Source organism: Micromonospora sp. URMC 105 (assembly GCF_051386295.1).
In the GTDB taxonomy this organism is placed as follows: domain Bacteria; phylum Actinomycetota; class Actinomycetes; order Mycobacteriales; family Micromonosporaceae; genus Micromonospora.
In genome coordinates, this window is record NZ_JBPQTL010000037.1 from 1 (window position 1) to 17,173 (window position 17,173).

Annotated in this window: 17 protein-coding genes; 11 read left to right on the forward strand and 6 right to left on the reverse strand. The window is 73.9% G+C overall.

Going from position 1 to position 17,173, the window contains the following annotated elements:
- Positions 1-54 precede the first annotated feature (54 nt).
- Positions 55-288 carry a DUF7455 domain-containing protein gene (locus tag ACSNN7_RS14520; RefSeq protein ID WP_088964796.1) on the reverse strand — a complete coding sequence of 78 codons (234 nt, stop codon included), beginning with the start codon at positions 286-288 and terminating at the stop codon, positions 55-57.
- A gap of 247 nt (positions 289-535) precedes the next feature.
- On the reverse strand, positions 536-2,146 hold the full coding sequence (locus ACSNN7_RS14525; protein WP_436681282.1) for an RNA polymerase sigma factor: 1,611 nt from the start codon (positions 2,144-2,146) through the stop codon (positions 536-538).
- A 288-nt stretch (positions 2,147-2,434) separates the two neighbouring features.
- On the opposite strand from ACSNN7_RS14525, the gene ACSNN7_RS14530 reads away from it, so the two are divergent.
- The gene (locus ACSNN7_RS14530) at positions 2,435-3,250 is read left to right on the forward strand and encodes an inositol monophosphatase family protein (protein ID WP_436681283.1); all 816 of its coding nucleotides are present in this window, start codon (positions 2,435-2,437) and stop codon (positions 3,248-3,250) included.
- A gap of 204 nt (positions 3,251-3,454) precedes the next feature.
- On the opposite strand, the gene ACSNN7_RS14535 is transcribed toward ACSNN7_RS14530, so the two are convergent.
- Positions 3,455-3,970 carry a LytR C-terminal domain-containing protein gene (locus tag ACSNN7_RS14535; RefSeq protein ID WP_436681326.1) on the reverse strand — a complete coding sequence of 172 codons (516 nt, stop codon included), beginning with the start codon at positions 3,968-3,970 and terminating at the stop codon, positions 3,455-3,457.
- Between the two features lie 431 nt (positions 3,971-4,401).
- On the opposite strand from ACSNN7_RS14535, the gene ACSNN7_RS14540 reads away from it, so the two are divergent.
- Positions 4,402-4,698 carry a DUF4193 domain-containing protein gene (locus ACSNN7_RS14540; RefSeq protein WP_046565779.1) on the forward strand — a complete coding sequence of 99 codons (297 nt, stop codon included), beginning with the start codon at positions 4,402-4,404 and terminating at the stop codon, positions 4,696-4,698.
- Between the two features lie 125 nt (positions 4,699-4,823).
- On the forward strand, positions 4,824-5,744 hold the full coding sequence (locus ACSNN7_RS14545) for a hypothetical protein (RefSeq protein WP_436681285.1): 921 nt from the start codon (positions 4,824-4,826) through the stop codon (positions 5,742-5,744).
- A 3-nt stretch (positions 5,745-5,747) separates the two neighbouring features.
- Here the strand turns inward: ACSNN7_RS14545 and ACSNN7_RS14550 are convergent, their stop codons facing one another.
- On the reverse strand, positions 5,748-6,248 hold the full coding sequence (locus tag ACSNN7_RS14550; RefSeq protein ID WP_436681286.1) for a DUF3093 domain-containing protein: 501 nt from the start codon (positions 6,246-6,248) through the stop codon (positions 5,748-5,750).
- Positions 6,249-6,291: 43 nt separating this feature from the next.
- Between ACSNN7_RS14550 and dut the strand changes: the two genes are divergently transcribed.
- The 4 genes from dut (at position 6,292) to ACSNN7_RS14570 (ending at position 8,906) form a co-directional block, all read left to right on the forward strand.
- Positions 6,292-6,861, forward strand: coding sequence for a dUTP diphosphatase (gene dut / locus ACSNN7_RS14555; protein WP_436681287.1), 570 nt, complete (start codon positions 6,292-6,294; stop codon positions 6,859-6,861).
- A gap of 25 nt (positions 6,862-6,886) precedes the next feature.
- Positions 6,887-7,555 carry a DUF3710 domain-containing protein gene (locus tag ACSNN7_RS14560; protein WP_436681288.1) on the forward strand — a complete coding sequence of 223 codons (669 nt, stop codon included), beginning with the start codon at positions 6,887-6,889 and terminating at the stop codon, positions 7,553-7,555.
- A 290-nt stretch (positions 7,556-7,845) separates the two neighbouring features.
- Positions 7,846-8,226, forward strand: coding sequence for an OB-fold nucleic acid binding domain-containing protein (locus ACSNN7_RS14565; RefSeq protein ID WP_436681289.1), 381 nt, complete (start codon positions 7,846-7,848; stop codon positions 8,224-8,226).
- A complete protein-coding gene (locus tag ACSNN7_RS14570; protein ID WP_436681290.1) occupies positions 8,223-8,906 on the forward strand; it encodes a DUF3159 domain-containing protein in 684 nt (227 codons plus the stop codon). The genes ACSNN7_RS14565 and ACSNN7_RS14570 overlap by 4 nt, the downstream gene beginning before the upstream one ends.
- 46 nt (positions 8,907-8,952) lie before the next feature.
- On the opposite strand, the gene ACSNN7_RS14575 is transcribed toward ACSNN7_RS14570, so the two are convergent.
- Positions 8,953-9,642 carry a potassium channel family protein gene (locus ACSNN7_RS14575; protein WP_436681291.1) on the reverse strand — a complete coding sequence of 230 codons (690 nt, stop codon included), beginning with the start codon at positions 9,640-9,642 and terminating at the stop codon, positions 8,953-8,955.
- A 2-nt stretch (positions 9,643-9,644) separates the two neighbouring features.
- Positions 9,645-10,310: a potassium channel family protein gene (locus ACSNN7_RS14580; RefSeq protein WP_436681292.1), complete on the reverse strand. Its 666-nt coding sequence runs from the start codon at positions 10,308-10,310 to the stop codon at positions 9,645-9,647.
- A gap of 164 nt (positions 10,311-10,474) precedes the next feature.
- Here ACSNN7_RS14580 and ACSNN7_RS14585 point away from each other — a divergent pair, with 164 nt between their 5' ends.
- From ACSNN7_RS14585 to dxs, 4 genes are all read left to right on the forward strand, one after another.
- A complete protein-coding gene (locus ACSNN7_RS14585; RefSeq protein WP_436681293.1) occupies positions 10,475-12,547 on the forward strand; it encodes an APC family permease in 2,073 nt (690 codons plus the stop codon).
- A gap of 5 nt (positions 12,548-12,552) precedes the next feature.
- Positions 12,553-13,818 (forward strand): class I SAM-dependent RNA methyltransferase, encoded by a 1,266-nt coding sequence (locus tag ACSNN7_RS14590; protein WP_436681327.1) that lies wholly within the window; start codon positions 12,553-12,555, stop codon positions 13,816-13,818.
- Positions 13,819-13,831: 13 nt separating this feature from the next.
- On the forward strand, positions 13,832-14,992 hold the full coding sequence (locus ACSNN7_RS14595) for an anhydro-N-acetylmuramic acid kinase (protein ID WP_436681294.1): 1,161 nt from the start codon (positions 13,832-13,834) through the stop codon (positions 14,990-14,992).
- A 70-nt stretch (positions 14,993-15,062) separates the two neighbouring features.
- Positions 15,063-17,012: a 1-deoxy-D-xylulose-5-phosphate synthase gene (gene dxs / locus ACSNN7_RS14600; RefSeq protein ID WP_436681295.1), complete on the forward strand. Its 1,950-nt coding sequence runs from the start codon at positions 15,063-15,065 to the stop codon at positions 17,010-17,012.
- The last annotated feature ends 161 nt before the right edge of the window (positions 17,013-17,173 follow it).

Here is a 17,173-nt window from a genome sequence, read left to right on the forward strand (position 1 = left end):
CGGGAGCCCCTTGGGGCTCCCGGCCGGCTATGTCGTCGTTGTGTGGTTGCGGATTCAGTTCGCCATCAGATCGGCGCCACGCCAGCTGAACTCCGGGTCCGTCGCGTACTTCACGGTGATCTTCACGAGATCCTCCGCGTACTTGTTCGCGTGGTGCCCACAGAACACCAGCTCGCTCCCACCCGCCAGAGTGATCCGGAGCTTGCCGGCAGCATTGCAGCGGTCGCACCGTTCATCGGCGGCTGGGGGAGCCACCGTCTCGGGCGGCGGCGTGAGGGTCGGGGTCATCGCCTTCCTCCTCTGGTCGTCACCGATGAACACTCTCTTCGGTCGTTGCTCACCCATCGTGCAACACCCTCGTCGGGCCCTGCCTTCCCTGTGTGCCCGCGGGCGACCGAGGTCACACCTGGCAGGGGGACAGTGTGCCGTCTGCCAAGGGTGCCACGTCAACGATCACAAACGGGCAACCGACCGATCACCTTTGAGTGTTCTACGGCTGGTGATCAAACCGACACGGCTGGTTGACGTGCAGGGGTCAGTCCAGGTAGTCGCGGAGTACCTGGGAACGGGACGGGTGACGCAGCTTGGACATGGTCTTGGACTCGATCTGCCGGATCCGCTCCCGGGTCACCCCGTACACCTGGCCGATCTCGTCCAGGGTGCGCGGCTGACCGTCGGTCAGGCCGAAGCGCAGGCGTACCACGCCCGCCTCACGCTCGGAGAGCGTCTGCAGTACCTGCTGGAGCTGGTCCTGCAGCAGCGAGAAGGAGACGGCGTCGACCGCGACGACGGCCTCGGAGTCCTCGATGAAGTCACCGAGCTGGCTGTCACCCTCGTCGCCGATCGTCTGATCCAGCGAGATGGGCTCCCGGGCGTACTGCTGGATCTCCAGCACCTTCTCCGGTGTGATGTCCATCTCCTTGGCCAGCTCCTCCGGGGTGGGCTCGCGGCCCAGGTCCTGGAGCAGCTCGCGCTGGATGCGTCCGAGCTTGTTGATCACCTCGACCATGTGCACCGGGATGCGGATGGTGCGGGCCTGGTCGGCCATGGCCCGGGTGATCGCCTGCCGGATCCACCAGGTGGCGTACGTGGAGAACTTGTAGCCCTTGGTGTAGTCGAACTTCTCGACCGCGCGGATCAGGCCGAGGTTGCCCTCCTGGATCAGGTCCAGGAACGCCATGCCGCGCCCGGTGTAGCGCTTGGCCAGCGACACCACCAGGCGGAGGTTGGCCTCCAGCAGGTGGTTCTTGGCCCGCTCGCCGTCGCGGGAGATCCAGCCCAGGTCCCGCTGCATGTCGCGGGTGAGCTTCTCCTCACCCTCCTCGGCCGCGCGCAGCCGCTCGGCGGCGTAGAGCCCGGCCTCGATCCGCTTGGCGAGCTCCACCTCCTGCTCCGCGTTGAGCAGCGGCACCTTGCCGATCTGCTTGAGGTAGGCCCGGACGGAGTCGGCCGAGGCGGTCAGCTCGGCGTCGCGACGCGCCTGCTTGAGCGCCTCGGACTCCTCGTCGTCCCACTCGAAGTCGTTGTCCGTGGCGGAGCTGGCCGCGTCGGCCTCGGCGGCCTGGGTCAGCTCGGCCGGCTCCTCGACCACCACGTCCTCGATCGCGGCCGCGAGCTCCTCGGGGTCGATCTCGCCCTCGGCGCCCTCGCCCTTGGCCTTGCCGGCGGCGGCCTTGGTGGCCTTGCCGGCCGCGGCCACCGTCGCCTTGGTGGCGCGGGTGGACTTGGTCGCCTTGGCGGCCGGCGCGGTGGCCTTGGCGGCCACCTCGGCGGTGGTGGCGGCCTTGCGCGGGGCTGCCTTGCGCGGAGCGGGCGCCGGGGCCTCGTCCGCGGCGGGCGCCTGCTTGGGGGCGGGCGCGGCGGCCTTCTTGGTGGTCTTGGCGGTGGTGGCGCGGGAGGCCGGGGTGGCGGACCGGGCGGCGGCGACCCGGCGACGGGTGCTGGCCGAGCCGTCGACGACCACGGTCACCCCCGCCTCGGAGAGCGCCCGCAGGATCTTCTTGGCCTGGGCCGGGGTCACCTCAGCGGACTCGACGGTGCGCGCGAGCTGGGCCGACGTCAACTGGCCGCCCGCGCTCTGCGCGTGGGCGATCAGGGTGTCGGTGAGCGAGCGAACGTCGGCGCCGGTCTGGCGGGGTTCTGTCACGAATGACCTTCCGGAGGCGAAGAGCGAGCACGGCCGGGTCGTCCGGCGCAGCGTGGGGCGACCGTGCCGGGCGATGTCGTTGAGGGACCCCCGTGTCCCGGGCCGGCCGTCCGGCGGCGGTCCGTGGCGCGTGGGCAGGGTGAATTGTAACGCCGTCTGCGGCGATCATCCTGCGGCGCACGGCGTACCGGCGGCGGGGACCGCCGATTCGGCGCAGATGTGGACTTTGTAAGGATGATACCTGCGCGCACGGCGGGACGTCCCGATCGTGCGGGAAGGGGACAAACCATGACTCGTTCGGCGCCGGCGCCGGCCGAACTGCTCACCATCGCGATCGATGTCGCCCGGCAGGCCGCGGCCACCGCGCACCGCATGCGCGCCGAGGGGGTCTCGGTCGCCGCGACCAAGAGCACCGTCACGGACGTGGTCACCGCCGCGGACCGCGCCGTCGAGCGCCAGGTCCTCGACGCGCTGCACCGGGTACGCCCCGACGACGCGGTCCTCGGCGAGGAGTACGGCGCGGGGGCGGGCGGGACGGCCAACGGGGTGCGCTGGATCGTCGACCCGATCGACGGCACCGTGAACTACCTCTACGGGCTGCCGTACTGCGCGGTGTCGCTGGCCGCCGAGGTCGACGGCGAGGTGGTCGCCGGGGTGGTGCGCAACGTCTTCACCGGCGAGGAGTGGACCGCCACCGCGGGCGGCGGCGCCTGGCGCGACGGCCGGCGGCTGAACTGCTCCACCGAGGTCGAGCTGGGGCAGGCGCTGATCGCCACCGGCTTCGGCTACGACCCGGCGCGCCGCTCGCACCAGGCCCGGGTGGTGGCCGAGCTGATCCCGCACGTCCGCGACATCCGCCGGCTCGGCGCCGCCGCGCTGGACCTCTGCCTGGCCGCCGAGGGGCGGGTGGACGCCTACTACGAGAAGGGGCTGGCCGCCTGGGACCTGGCCGCCGGCGGCCTGGTCGCCGCCGAGGCGGGGCTGCGGGTCTCCGGCCTGCGCGGCCTGCCGCCCGGCCCGGACCTGGTGATCGCCGCGCCGCCGGCGCTGTACGCGCCGCTGCACGACCGCCTCGCCGACCTGGACGCCTCCGGCGGCCCCTGACCGTCTGAACCAGGCCGACCCGGGCAGGGGCCTGCGGCGGCCCGTGACCGTCTGAACCAGGCCGACCCGGGCCGTGGCCTTCGGCTGCTGCCTGTCACCGGCCGGGGCCGGAGCTCCGACAGCGAAACGGCGGTGTCCCCCGGGGGACACCGCCGTTTCGGTCACGTCAGTCCGATCCGCCCGCCGGCCCGGCCGGCGGGGCGGTCACTTCTCTACCGGCATCGGGCAGGAGCCGGCCGGCGCGGCGGGCGCGCCCAGGTCACCCAGGGATTGGTTGACCTCGGTGGTGGTGGCCAGCTGCTGGAAGCCGCTGCCGAGCACGACGTCGACGGTGTCGTCCTTGCGCTTGGCGTCGTACTCGGTGTCGGCGTTGTTCAGGAAGTAGGCCCGCAGCAGGTGCGCGGAGCCCACGCCCTTGGGGCCGTAGCGCAGCACCGCCACCGCGTCCACGCCCTTGGGCGCGTTGCCCTCCTTCTTCACCTGGAACTTCCGGTTGCGGAAGTCGTCGGCGATGTTGCCGGCGAGGCCGATCTGTTCGGTGGCGTTGAAGACGTTGATCTTCACGTCCTTCGGCTCGCGCAGCGTGGTGTCGGCGAGCGGCCAGCCCTCGGGGCAACCGCCGGCCGCGCCCGCCTCGCCCTGCGTGTCGCGCACCAGGGCGACGACGACGAAGACCAGGGCGACGACCGCCAGCAGACCGACGACAACGAGTGCTCGCACTCGCGCAAAGCTCATCAGGGTGCTCCCCGGACAGTGGTGGGTGGCGGCGGGCACCGGCGGTCGGGCCGCCCCGCCGGCCGTCGAGTACGCCGCTGAGGTTAACGGTTGTCCGACCGTCGCGTGGAAACAGCCCGACATACCGGCGCGCCATCAGAGAAGCGGGTACTACTACCCCTATCTTCGTGTCGCCTGAGTCACATTGGGAACAACTCGGGGCGCTGGGGCGTACATCTTGGCCACGAGGGCGGTATACATGCCTCGCCCGAGGGGGGTAAGGTTCCGCGCTCGCTGGGGTAGGCCCCTGGCGACCCTCGGTCGAAACGGCCGTCGGTCGGGTGACCGACACAAAGGTGGCCGGCCAGTGGGAACCGAAACAGCGTCGTCCGGCGTTACAACCGGAAGCGACAATATCGATATGGGAGAGTGAACCGATGGCCACCGACTACGACGCCCCGCGTCGCGACGAGGTCGACCTCGGCGAGGACAGCCTGGAAGAGCTCAAGGCCCGGCGGGTCGACTCACAGTCGGGCGCCGTGGACGTCGACGAGGCCGAGGTGGCCGAGAGCTTCGAGCTGCCCGGCGCCGACCTGGCCGACGAGGAGCTGACCGTCAAGGTCCTGCCGATGCAGCAGGACGAGTTCCGTTGCGGCCGCTGCTTCCTGGTCCACCACCGCAGCCAGCTGGCGGTGGAGCGCAACGGCGAGCTGATCTGCCGCGAGTGCGTCTGACCCTGACCCGCACACCGGCGGCGGCCTCCACGACGGGGCCGCCGCTGCCCGAGCTGCCGTGCGGGGGCGGCGGGGAGCTGCTTGACTCGTAACGGGCGGCACCACGCTGACGGGAGGTCGGGCGCATGAGCGAACGCGACGAGCGGGCCGGAGGGCCGGCGCAGGGTCCGGCGGCCGGATCGCCCGGCGCCGGGGCGGGGGCCCCGGCGACACCGGCGGCCACGACGCGTTCGGAGACCGGCGCGGGCGCGGGTACGCCGGCCGTGGAGGCCGGCCCGCCCGACCCGGCCGACCGGGCCGGTGAGGAGCTCGGCGCCACCGTCGCGGCGCTGACCGCCGACGACATCGAGCCGGCCCGCCGCCGTCAACTGCTCACCCGGCTGGTCGGGCAGGCGCGCGCCCGCGGGCTGGCCGACCTGTTCAAGCCGAAGGCCGCGCTGCGCTGGATGACCGACACGGTCGCCGACGTGGCGCCGCACGTACCGGTCCGGGACCTGGCCACGCTGCGCCGGCACTTCCCGGGCCTCGACGACGAGGCGCTGGCCGAGCGGCTCGTCCGCAACGCCTCCCGGGCCACCGCCGGGGTGGGCGCGGCCGGCGGCGGCATCGCCGCCGTGGAGTGGGTGGCCACCCCGACCCTGCTCTCGGCGCCCGTGCTGCTGGCCGCCGAGACGGTCGCCGTGGTGGCGATCGAGCTGAAGCTGATCGGCGAGCTGCACGAGGTCTACCACGTGCCGCTGCCCATCAGTGGCAGCCAGCGGGCGATCGCGCTGGTGCAGTCCTGGGCCAGTCAGCGGGGCATCAATCCGATGATGCCCGGGGTGGGCGTCGGCGCGGTGCTCGGCACCGCGGCCCGCAAGGAGCTGCGGGACACCCTGCTCAAGCGGTTCGGGCGCAACCTGACCACCCTCGGCCCGTTCCTCACCGGCGCGGCCGTGGCCAGCTATCTCAATCGGCGGGCCACCCGGGCTCTGGGCGACGAGCTGCGACGGGACCTGCGCCGGCAGGGCGCGACGCTGCCCGGCGGCCGGCGGGCCCTGCCCTGAGCGTCAGGCCGCCTCGCGGGCGGCCATGATCGCGCGGGCCAGCTCGACCGGGTGCCGGGTGCTCACCACCCAGAACGGGGTTGGGTCGGCCGGGTCGTCGAGCACCACCTGGACCGCGCCGGCGATCCAGGGCCGCTGCACCACGAAGGCGAGCGGGTCGGCGCCCACGCCGAGGACCTCGCGCCGCCCGGCCGCGTCCAACGGCACCACGTCCGCCACGTACCGCACCGGCAGGTGGGCGTCGTCCACGAAGAGTTCGCCGTCGCGGACGGCCACCCGGACCCGGCCCAGCCACCACAGCCCGGCCACGGTGGCCGGCGGCAGCAGCACGAAGGGCAGCCAGGCCCGCACCCCGGGCGCGCCCATCCACAGCTCGGCGGCGAGCAGGCCGGACAGGGCCAGCCCGACCACCCAGAGCCACCAGGGCAGAGTCAGCCGTTCGGAGTACTCCGCGCCGGCCGCGGTACGCGGGGCCGGCGACGACGGGGAAGGCGACACGCTCACACCTGCGAGGGTACGGCGCGCGGCGGCCGTCCGACCCGGCAGGATGGCAGGGCCACCCGAGAGAACCCGACGGAAGAGGAGCACCGTGACCCACGTCGTACCCGTGCCCGTGCGGCAGCTCGACCCGGAGCTGCCGCTGCCCGCGTACGCCCATCCCGGTGACGCCGGTGCCGACCTGGTCGCCGCCGCGGACGTCGAGCTGCCCCCCGGCGGCCGGGCCCTGGTCCCGACCGGGGTGGCGCTGGCGCTGCCGGAGGGGTACGTCGGCCTGGTGCACCCGCGCTCCGGCCTGGCCGCCAGGCTCGGCGTGACGGTGCTCAACGCGCCCGGTACGGTCGACGCCGGCTACCGGGGTGAGATCCTGGTCAACTTGATCAACCATGATCGGGACACACCGGCCAAGATCTCCCGTGGCGATCGCATCGCACAGCTCGTTGTCCAGCGGGTGGAGCGGGTGGATTTCCAGCCGGTGGCCGAGCTGCCCGGGTCCCGGCGCGGGGCCGGTGGGCACGGCTCGACCGGCGGACACGCCGGTCTGGTGCCACCGCCCGCAACCGGTCGACGGGAAGATCCCGACCGGGCGGGCGGGCAGACGGAAGAGGTGGCAGGGTGAGTGCGAACAGCGGAGGGTGGGCGCAGTGATCTTCAGCCGGAAGCGGGCCGACGGCGGGCGGGGTGCCCGTGACGAGCGGGCCGCCGAGGTCCTCGACTCGTACGACACCGAGCCGACGGGCCCGTCGCGCGGCCCGTACGACAGCTCGGAGGCCCCGGACGACGTGCAGCGCCTCGACCTGGGCAGCCTGCACATCCCGGCGGTGCCCGACGTCGAGGTGCGGGTGCAGGCCGACCCGCAGGGGGTGATCCAGCAGGTCGTGCTGGTGCACGGGGAGAACGCGCTCCAGCTCGGGGTCTTCGCCGCACCCAGGTCCGAGGGCATCTGGGACGAGGTGCGCGAGGAGATCCGCCAGTCCCTCTTCGCCGACGGCGCCGCCGCCCAGGAGGTCGAGGGCGAGTACGGCACCGAGCTGCACGCCCGGGTCCGCACCCCGGACGGCCTGACCGACCTGCGCTTCGTCGGCATCGACGGGCCGCGCTGGATGGTCCGCGGCGTCTACCAGGGCGCTGCCGCCACCGACCCGGCCGCGGCCGGGCCGCTGGCGGAGTGCCTGGACGGCCTGGTCGTGGACCGGGGTCAGGAGGCGAAGCCGGTCCGCGAGCCGCTGCCACTGCGGCTGCCCCGCGAGGTCGGCGATCAGGCCGTCGAGAGCGACACCGGCGCCCCGGCGCCCGCCCCGCGCGAGGCCTGACCGGCTCCGTAATGCTGCACACCCGGGCCCGGCACCGTCCACCGACGGAGCCGGGCCCGGTGTCGTGTGCGGCCGTCGCGGCCCGCTCCGTGGGCCCGGGTGGGGGACGGGACACCGCTGCTGTCGACTGCGGCCGTCGCGGCCGGGGCGGGCACACCCGCTGCCGCGGCGGACGCCGGACCGGTCCGGGGGGCGGGATCGGCGTACGCTGGCGGGACGGTTCCGGGATCGACCGGGCCGGGCCAGTACCGGCGCCTGCCGGTCAGCGTGGAGAGGGTGGCGCGGAGGTCATGACGACCGACGAGGGCCGGGTGTCGCTGCGGCGCATCCTGCGGCGGCTCACCGCGAGCGAGGCCGAGATCGAGGCGCAGGAACTGCAACGGGAGAGCGCCGAGTGCGGCGGGGTGCCGGCCCGGCAGTGCACGCGCGGGCAGGTGGTCTCGGTCGCCGGCCGGCTGCGCACCGTGGTCTACACCCCGCGGACCAACCTGCCCACGCTGGAGGCCGACCTCTACGACGGCAGCGACGTGGTGACCCTGGTCTGGCTGGGCCGGCGGCACATCGCCGGCATCGAGCCCGGCCGGCACGTCACCGCCCGTGGCCGGGTGGCGGTCCGCGACGACCGCAAGGTCATCTACAACCCGTACTACGAGCTGGAGTCGCCGAAGTGACGACCGGACAGCACCCGGCCGCCGCGCCGCAGATGCCCCCGGGGGACGAGGAGCCGCTGCCCAGCCTCGCCGAGCAGATGGCCGACCAGCTCGGCGGCTGGCGGGGGCTGGTCGAGTCCAGCATCCCCGTGATGGTCTTCGTGCTCGCCAACATCGTGGGCGAGCTGCGGCCGGCCGTGATCGCCTCGGTCGGGGTGGCGGTGCTGATCGCCGGGGCGCGGCTGGTCCAGCGGCGTCCGGTCCGGCACGCGGTCAACGGGTTCTTCGGCATCGCCATCGGCGCCTTCATCGCCTGGCGCACCGGCGACGAGCGCGACTTCTACCTCCCCGGCATCCTCTACGGCATCGCCTACGGAGTGGCCCTGCTGATCTCGGCGGCGATCCGCCAGCCGCTGGTCGGCTGGATCTGGTCGGTGCTGGTGGCCAAGGGGCGCTCGGAGTGGCGCGACGACCCCCGGCTGGTCCGTACCTTCACCCAGCTCACCGTGCTCTGGGGAGTGGTCTGGCTGGCCAAGGTCGGGGTGCAGGCCGGGCTCTACCTCGCGCACCAGGACACCGCGCTGGGCGTGGCCCGGCTCGCGCTGGGCTACCCGCCGTACGCGCTGCTGCTGCTGATCACGGTCTGGACGGTCCGCCGGGTGACCCGGCAGAGCGCGCCGCAGCCGCTGCCCGGCGCCTGACCCCGGCCCGGCCCGGCGGGTGGCCGGCCCGGCGTGCCGCGCAGGCTCACCGCCCGCCGCGGGTCCGCTCGACGCTGTCCGGGCCGAGGATCACTTCGCGCACCTGGTCCTCCACCTCGGCCGTGCAGACGAAGATCAGCTCGTCGCCGGCCTCGATCGGGTCGTCCGGGCTGGGCACCAGCACCCGCTTGCCGCGCAGGATCGCCACCAGCGCGGCGTCCCGGGGGATCGGCACCGCGTGGATCGGCTGGCCGACGTAGGGCGCGGTCGGCGGCAGGGTGATCTCCACCAGGTTCGCCTCGCCCTGCCGGAAGGTCATCAGCCGGACCAGGTCGCCGACGGTGACCGCCTCCTCGACCAGCGCGGCCATCACCCGCGGCTTGCTGACCGCCACGTCGACGCCCCACTGCTCGGTGAAGAGCCACTCGTTCTCGGCCCGGTTGACCCGGGCGACCACCCGGGGCACCGCGAACTCGGTCTTGGCCAGCAGCGAGACCACCAGGTTGACCTTGTCGTCACCGGTCGCCGCGACCACCACGTCGCAGCCGGCCACGTTGGCCTCCTCCAGGCTGGTCAGCTCGCAGGCGTCGGCCAGCACCCAGTCGGCGGCGGGCACCCGGTCCGGGCGCAGCATCCGGGGCTGGCGCTCGATCAGCATCACCTGGTGGCCGTTGTCGATCAGCTCCTGGGCGATCGAGCGGCCCACGTTGCCGGCGCCGGCGATGGCGATCCGCATGCTCAGAGCCCTCCTTCGGGCGGCGTCGCGGCCACCGTGGTGACCGAGGCGACGATGTCGTCGGTGACCAGCACGTAGAGCTGGTCGCCCTCCTGCACCACGGTGGAGGTGGTGGGCAGCGTGCCGATGCCGAAGCGGGTGAGGTACGCCACCCGCGCCCCGGCCGCCCGCTCCAGCTGGTGCAGCGGCCGCCCGATCCACTCCTTGTGCACCGGCACCTCGACGATCGAGACGGTGCTGGTGGGGTCCCGGAAGATCTCGACGTTGCCCTCGGGGACCAGGTGCCGCAGCATCCGGTCGGCGGTCCACCGGACGGTGGCCACGGTGGGGATGCCGAGCCGTTCGTAGACCTGCGCCCGGCGCTGGTCGTAGATCCGGGCGGCGACGCGGGAGACGCCGAACGTCTCGCGGGCCAGCCGCGCCGAGATGATGTTGGAGTTGTCGCCGCTGGACACGGCGGCGAAGGCGTCCGCGCGCTCGATGCCGGCCTGGCGCAGCACCTCGCCGTCGAAGCCCGCGCCGGTGACGGTGATGCCGGCGAAGTCGGGGCCGAGGCGGCGGAACGCGTCGGCGTCCTGGTCGATCACCGCCACCGAGTGGCCCCGGGCCTCCAGGCTGTGGGCGAGGGTCGAACCGACCCGGCCACAGCCCATGATCACGACATGCACGGTGTCCCTCCCAAAGGTGCCGCCCGGGGGCGGACGGCGGCGTCCTCTGCGAGCGTGCCACGTCCGCCGTGCCGACGGGGGACGACCGTACCCCGCAGGTGCGCGCCGATGGCGATCAGGCACCCCCGACTCCCCGGCGCGCGGTGGTCGTACCCTTAGCGCTTGTGGCCAGTCCCACCTCGCTGCTGAAGCGACTCCTCGTCGGTCGACCGTTCCGGTCCGACCGGCTCCAGCACACCCTGCTGCCCAAGCGCGTCGCCCTGCCGGTCTTCGCCTCCGACGCACTCTCCAGCGTCGCGTACGCCCCCGACGAGATCCTGCTGACGCTCTCCATCGCCGGGGCGTCGGCGTACCTCTTCTCCCCGTGGATCGCGCTCGCCGTCGTCGTGGTGATGCTCACCGTGGTGGCCAGCTACCGGCAGAACGTGCACGCCTACCCGTCCGGCGGCGGGGACTACGAGGTGGCCACGGTCAACCTCGGTCCCCGGGCCGGGGTGGCGGTGGCCAGCGCCCTGCTGGTCGACTACGTGCTCACCGTCGCGGTCTCCGTCTCCTCGGGGGTGGCCAACCTCGGCTCCGTGGTGCCCTTCGTGGCCACCCACAAGGTGCTGATCGCGGTCATCGCGGTGGTGGTGCTGACCGCGATGAACCTGCGCGGGCTGCGCGAGTCGGGCAACGCCTTCGCGATCCCCACCTACGGCTTCATCATCGTGATGGTCGGGATGATCCTCACCGGCCTGGTGCGCGTCTTCGTCCTCGGCGACGACCTGCGCGCGCCCAGCGCCGATCTGGTGATCCAGGCCGAGCACAGCGTGACCGGGTTCGCCCTGATCTTCCTGCTGCTGCGCACCTTCTCCTCGGGCTGCGCCGCGCTCACCGGCGTGGAGGCCATCTCCAACGGCGTGCCCGCGTTCAAGTCGCCGAAGAGCCGCAACGCGGCGACCACCCTGCTGCTGCTCGGCACCATCGCGGTCACCATGCTGGTCGGCATCATCTGGCTGGCCCGGCTGACCGGCCTGCAGTTCGTCGAGGACCCGGAGCTGCAGATCGTCTCCGGCCCCGAGGGGTACGTGCAGAAGACCGTCACCACCCAGCTCGGTGAGACCGTCTTCGGCTCCGGCTCGGTGCTGCTCTACGTGGTCGCCGGGGCCACCGCGCTGATCCTCTTCCTGGCCGCCAACACCGCGTTCAACGGCTTCCCGGTGCTCGGCTCGATCCTGGCCCAGGACCGCTATTTGCCCCGCCAGCTGCACACCCGGGGCGACCGGCTGGCCTTCTCCAACGGCATCGTCTTCCTCGCCGTCTTCGCCATCGTGCTGATCGTCGGTTTCCAGGCCGAGGTCACCAAGCTCATCCAGCTCTACATCGTCGGGGTGTTCGTCTCCTTCACGCTCTCCCAGGCCGGCATGATCCGGCACTGGAACCGGCACCTGCGTACCGAGCGGGACCCGGAGCGGCGGCGGCGGATGCTCCGGTCCCGGGCGATCAACACCTTCGGCATGGCGATGACCGGCACCGTCCTGGTCATCGTGCTGCTCACCAAGTTCCTGCTCGGCGCGTGGATCGCGATCGCCGCGATGGCCGTGATCTACCTGCTGATGCTCGCCGTCCGCCGGCACTACGACCGGGTCGCCGCCGAGCTGGAACCGACCGAGGCGCGCGGCGTGCTGCCCGCCCGCAACCACGCGATCGTCCTGGTCAGCAAGCTGCACCAGCCGACCCTGCGGGCCATCGCGTACGCCCGGGCGACCCGGCCGGACACGCTCACCGCCGTGACGGTGAACGTCGACGAGAAGGACACCCGGCAGCTCCAGGCGGAGTGGCAGCAGCGCGAGATGCCCGTCCCGCTCACCGTGGTCGACTCGCCGTACCGGGAGATCACCCGGCCGATCCTCAACTTCGTGGCCAACACCCGCCGGGAGTCGCCCCGTGACGTGGTCACCGTCTTCATCCCCGAGTACGTCGTCGGCCGCTGGTGGGAGAATCTGCTGCACAACCAGAGCGCGCTGCGCCTCAAGGGGCGGCTGCTCTTCGAGCCGGGCGTGATGGTGACCAGCGTGCCGTGGCAGCTCGCGTCGACCGCCAGCAAGAACCTGGACCGGCTCGACGCCACGCTCAGCCGTACGCCCGCCCGGGGGCCCCGGGTGGCCCCGCGCAGCACCCTGCCGCCGAGCGTGCCGCCGGCGGTCCCCGCGCCGCCCGGCGAGAGCGGCCCGACCGGAGGTGACCGCACGTGAGCGCCGTGGACGAGCAGGCCGGCGGCGTGCCGGACGCGGGGGAGCGACGGGGGCTGGAGGAGGCCGAGCGGGTCGAGCTGACCGTCGGCCCGGTCGCCCCCGGCGGGCACTGCGTGGCCCGGGTCGACGGCCAGGTGGTTTTCGTCCGGCACGCGCTGCCCGGCGAGCGGGTGGTGGCCGAGGTGACGGAGCTGCACAAGGGCTTCGCCCGCGCCGACGCGGTCGAGATCCTGACCGCCTCCCCGGACCGGGTCGAGCAGCCCTGCCCGTACGCCAAGCCGGGCCGCTGCGGCGGCTGTGACCTGCAGCACGTCACGCCCGCCGCCCAGCTGGACTGGAAGACCGCCGTGGTGCGCGAGCAGCTCACCCGCCTGGGCGGGCTCACCGCGGCCGAGGTGGACGCGCTCGGCGTGGCCGTCGAGGCGCTGCCCGGCGGGCAGCTGGGCTGGCGCACCCGGGTCCGCTACGCCGTCGACGCCGCCGGCCGGGCCGGGCTGCTCAAGCACCGTTCGCACGAGGTGGTCCCGATCGCGCGCTGCCTGATCGCCCACCCGGCGATCCAGGAGCTGCCGGTGCTCACCGAGTCGGGCGCGCGCTGGCCGGACGCCGAGGCGGTCGAGACCGTCGCCTCCACCGGCGGGGACGTCAGCGTCGCCACCGTCGCCGAGGGGGTGGCCACGCCGGTCAGCGGGCCGGAGACCGTCCGCGAGGTGGCCGCCGGCCGGAACTGGACGCTGCCCGCCGCCGGTTTCTGGCAGGTGCACCCGGCTGCCGCCGACACCCTGGTCGGGGCGGTGCTGGAGCTGCTCGACCCGCGCCCCGGCGAGTCCGCCTGGGACCTGTACGGCGGGGCCGGGCTCTTCGCCGCCGCCCTCGCCGGCCGGGTCGGCCCGCAGGCCCGGATCACCCTGGTCGAGTCCTCCGCGCAGGGCGTCGCCGCCGCCCGGGAGAACCTGGTCGACCTGCCCCGGGTGGAGGTGGTCGCCGCCCGGGTGGAGACCGCGCTGGCCCGCCGCCGGATCACCGGCCCGGTCGACCTGGTGGTGCTCGACCCGCCCCGCTCCGGCGCGGGCGCGCCCGTGGTGCGCGACGTGGTCGCCGCCGGGCCGCGCGCGGTCGCGTACGTGGCCTGCGACCCGGCCGCCTTCGCCCGGGACGTGCGCACCTTCACCGGGCTCGGCTGGCGGCTCGCCGCGCTGCGCGGGTACGACCTGTTCCCGATGACCCAGCACGTCGAGTGCGTGGGGTTGTTCCTGCCACCCGCCCGGTGACTAGCCTGACCCGATGAAGATCGTCGGGTTGATGTCCGGCACCTCGTACGACGGGGTGGACGTGGTCGCCGCCGAGTTCACCGCCGACGGCGACACCCTGTGGATGCGTCCGCTGGGGCACCGCGGGCTGGACTACGACGACGCCCTGCGCGAGTCGATCGGCGCGCTGCTGCCGCCGGCGGCCACCACGATCGAGGCGGTCTGCCGGCTGGACAACGCCCTCGGCGAGGTCTTCGCCACCGCCGCCGCGCTCGGCGTCGAGCTGGCCGGCGGGCGGGCCGACCTGGTGGTCTCGCCCGGTCAGACGGTCTTCCACTGGGTCGACGGGGGCACCACCCGGGGCACCCTGCAGCTCGGCGCGCCGGCCCGGGTCGCCGCCCGGGTGGGCGTACCCGTGCTGTCGGACCTGCGCGCGGCGGACGTCGCCGCCGGCGGGCAGGGCGCGCCGCTGGTCCCGGCCTTCGACGCGCTGCTGCTCGACCCGGCCGGCGGGCCGCGCGCGGCGCTCAACCTGGGCGGCATCGCCAACCTCACCGTGGTGGCCCCGGGCCAGCCGGTGCTCGGGTACGACGTCGGCCCGGCCAACGCGCTGCTCGACGCGGCGGCCCGGCGCCTCCTCGGTCGCCCCTGCGACCTCGACGGCGCCCGCGCGGCGGCCGGGCGGGTGCACGCCGGGCTGCTCGACGCGCTGCTCGCCGAGACGTACTACGCCGCGCCGCCGCCCAAGTCCACCGGCAAGGAGCTCTTCCACCCCGGCTACCTGGACGAGCGGCTGGCCGCGCTGGGGGAGCCGGTGGCCCCGGACGACGTGCTCGCCACGCTGACCGAGCTGACCGCCCGGACGGTGGCCGCCGCGTGCGACCGGCACCGGGTCACCGAGGTGGTCGCCGCCGGCGGGGGAGTGCGCAACCCCACACTCCTGGGCCGGCTGGCCGCCCTCGGCGCGGGGCGCTGGCGGCTGCGCACCACCGACGAGCTCGGCGTGCCGGCGCAGGCCAAGGAGGCGTACGCGTTCGCCCTGCTCGGCTGGCTCTCCTGGCACGGGCTGCCCGGAGCGATCCCCTCGGTCACCGGCGCCCGGCGGCCGGCCGTGCTGGGCTCCTGGACCCCGGCCGGGCCGGCGCACGGGGCGACCCCGCCCGCGCCGCCGCGCCGGTTGGTCGTCGCGGCGTGAATCTGGGAGCCGGCTGGGATGATCCACGGCCGAGCTGCGCCCTGGGGGACGGCCGATAGACTCTGTCGTCATGAGTGTTGAAGAGGGCACGGCCAACCACGGTCGGTTGCTGGGCGCCGTCCGCGGTCCGCAGGACGTCAAGCGGATGACCGCCGAGCAGCTGGACATCCTCGCCGCCGAGATCCGTGACTTCCTGATCGCCAAGGTCTCCCGCACCGGCGGGCACGTCGGGCCGAACCTGGGCGTGGTGGAGCTGACCCTGGCCATGCACCGGGTCTTCGACTCTCCGCGGGACCGGCTCCTGTTCGACACCGGCCACCAGGCCTACGTGCACAAGATCCTCACCGGGCGGCAGGACGGCTTCGACAAGCTGCGCCAGCGCGGTGGGCTCTCCGGCTACCCCAGCCAGGCCGAGAGCGAGCACGACCTGATCGAGAACTCGCACGCCTCCACCGCGCTGTCGTACGCCGACGGGCTGGCCAAGGCGTACGCGCTGCGCGGCGAGCAGCGCAGCGTGGTCGCGGTCGTCGGCGACGGCGCGCTCACCGGCGGCATGTGCTGGGAGGCGCTGAACAACATCGCCACCTCCGGCAACCCCCTCGTGATCGTGGTCAACGACAACGGCCGGTCGTACTCGCCGACCATCGGCGGCCTCGCCGACCACCTCTCCTCGCTGCGGCTCAACCCCAGCTACGAGAAGGTCCTCGACACCGTCAAGGACGCCCTCGGCTCCACCCCGCTGGTCGGCAAGCCGATGTACGAGGTGCTGCACGCGGTCAAGAAGGGCATCAAGGACGCGGTCGCCCCGCAGGCGATGTTCGAGGACCTCGGCATCAAGTACGTCGGCCCGGTCGACGGGCACGACATCGCCGCGATCGAGTCGTCGCTGCGCGCCGCGAAGAACTTCGGCGGCCCGGTGATCGTGCACGCGGTCACCCGCAAGGGCTACGGCTACCGCCCGGCCGAGGAGGACGAGGCGGACTGCCTGCACGGTCCGGGCGCCTTCGACGCCGAGACCGGCAAGCTGCTCGCCGCGCCCTCGGTCAAGTGGACCCAGGTCTTCGCCGACGAGCTGGTGGCGATCGCCGACGAGCGGCCCGACGTGGTGGGCATCACCGCCGCCATGGCGGAGCCCACCGGCATCGCCACCCTGGCCCGCAAGCACCCCGAGCGGGTGTACGACGTCGGCATCGCCGAGCAGCACGCCGCCACCTCGGCCGCCGGCCTGGCGATGGGCGGGCTGCACCCGGTCGTGGCGGTCTACGCCACCTTCCTCAACCGCGCCTTCGACCAGGTCCTGCTGGACGTGGCGATGCACAAGCTGCCGGTGACCTTCGTGCTGGACCGGGCCGGCATCACCGGCCCCGACGGGCCGAGCCACTACGGCATCTGGGACATGTCCGTCTTCGGCGTGGTGCCCGGGCTGCGCATCGCCGCGCCCCGGGACGCCGGCAGCCTCCGCGAGGAGCTGCGCGAGGCGGTCGCCGTCGACGACGGCCCGACCATCGTCCGCTTCCCGACCGGCACCGTCGCCGCCGACCTGCCGGCCGTGCGCCGGGTCGGCACCGTCGACGTGCTGGCCGAGTCGGCGCGTACCGACGTGCTGCTGGTCGCGGTCGGCTCCTTCGGCCAGCTGGGCATGGAGGTCGCCGCCCGCCTCGCCGAGCAGGGCTACGGCGTGACCGTGGTCGACCCGCGCTGGGTGCGCCCGGTCCCGGCCGAGCTGGTCGAGCTGGCCGCCGGGCACCGGCTCGTGGTCACGGTCGAGGACGGCGTGCGGGTCGGCGGGGTCGGTGACGCGCTCGCCCAGGCGATGCGGGACGCCGACGTCCGGGTGCCGCTGCGCGACCTCGGCGTGCCCGCGGACTGGCACCCGCACGGCACCCGCGCGCAGATCCTCGGCGACCTGGGGCTCACCGCGCAGGACGTGGCGCGCGACGTCACCGGCTGGATCTCCGGCCTGGACGCGCAGTCGGTGGAGCCGGTCCGGCTGCGGGCCAGCGAGGCCAGCTCCAACTGATCGTCATGACGAGGGCGGTCCCGGCACACCGGGACCGCCCTCGTCGCGTTCCGGCCTCTCGCCGTCGCCCGCCCTCGTCGCCCGCCCTCGCGTCGTGCCCGCCCCCGTCGGCACCGGGCCGGGACGCGGCGGCGGCGGTGCGCTCACCGGCCAGCGAGCGC

Bases quoted from the DNA above. Each gene is read 5' to 3' on its own strand.
- ACSNN7_RS14520 (WP_088964796.1), bottom strand. From the start codon at position 288: ATGACCCCGACCCTCACGCCGCCGCCCGAGACGGTGGCTCCCCCAGCC.
- ACSNN7_RS14530 (WP_436681283.1), top strand. From the start codon at position 2,435: ATGACTCGTTCGGCGCCGGCGCCGGCCGAACTGCTCACCATCGCGATC.
- ACSNN7_RS14540 (WP_046565779.1), top strand. From the start codon at position 4,402: ATGGCCACCGACTACGACGCCCCGCGTCGCGACGAGGTCGACCTCGGC.
- ACSNN7_RS14545 (WP_436681285.1), top strand. From the start codon at position 4,824: ATGAGCGAACGCGACGAGCGGGCCGGAGGGCCGGCGCAGGGTCCGGCG.
- dut (WP_436681287.1), top strand. From the start codon at position 6,292: ATGGCAGGGCCACCCGAGAGAACCCGACGGAAGAGGAGCACCGTGACC.
- ACSNN7_RS14565 (WP_436681289.1), top strand. From the start codon at position 7,846: ATGACGACCGACGAGGGCCGGGTGTCGCTGCGGCGCATCCTGCGGCGG.
- ACSNN7_RS14575 (WP_436681291.1), bottom strand. From the start codon at position 9,642: ATGCGGATCGCCATCGCCGGCGCCGGCAACGTGGGCCGCTCGATCGCC.
- ACSNN7_RS14595 (WP_436681294.1), top strand. From the start codon at position 13,832: ATGAAGATCGTCGGGTTGATGTCCGGCACCTCGTACGACGGGGTGGAC.
- dxs (WP_436681295.1), top strand. From the start codon at position 15,063: ATGAGTGTTGAAGAGGGCACGGCCAACCACGGTCGGTTGCTGGGCGCC.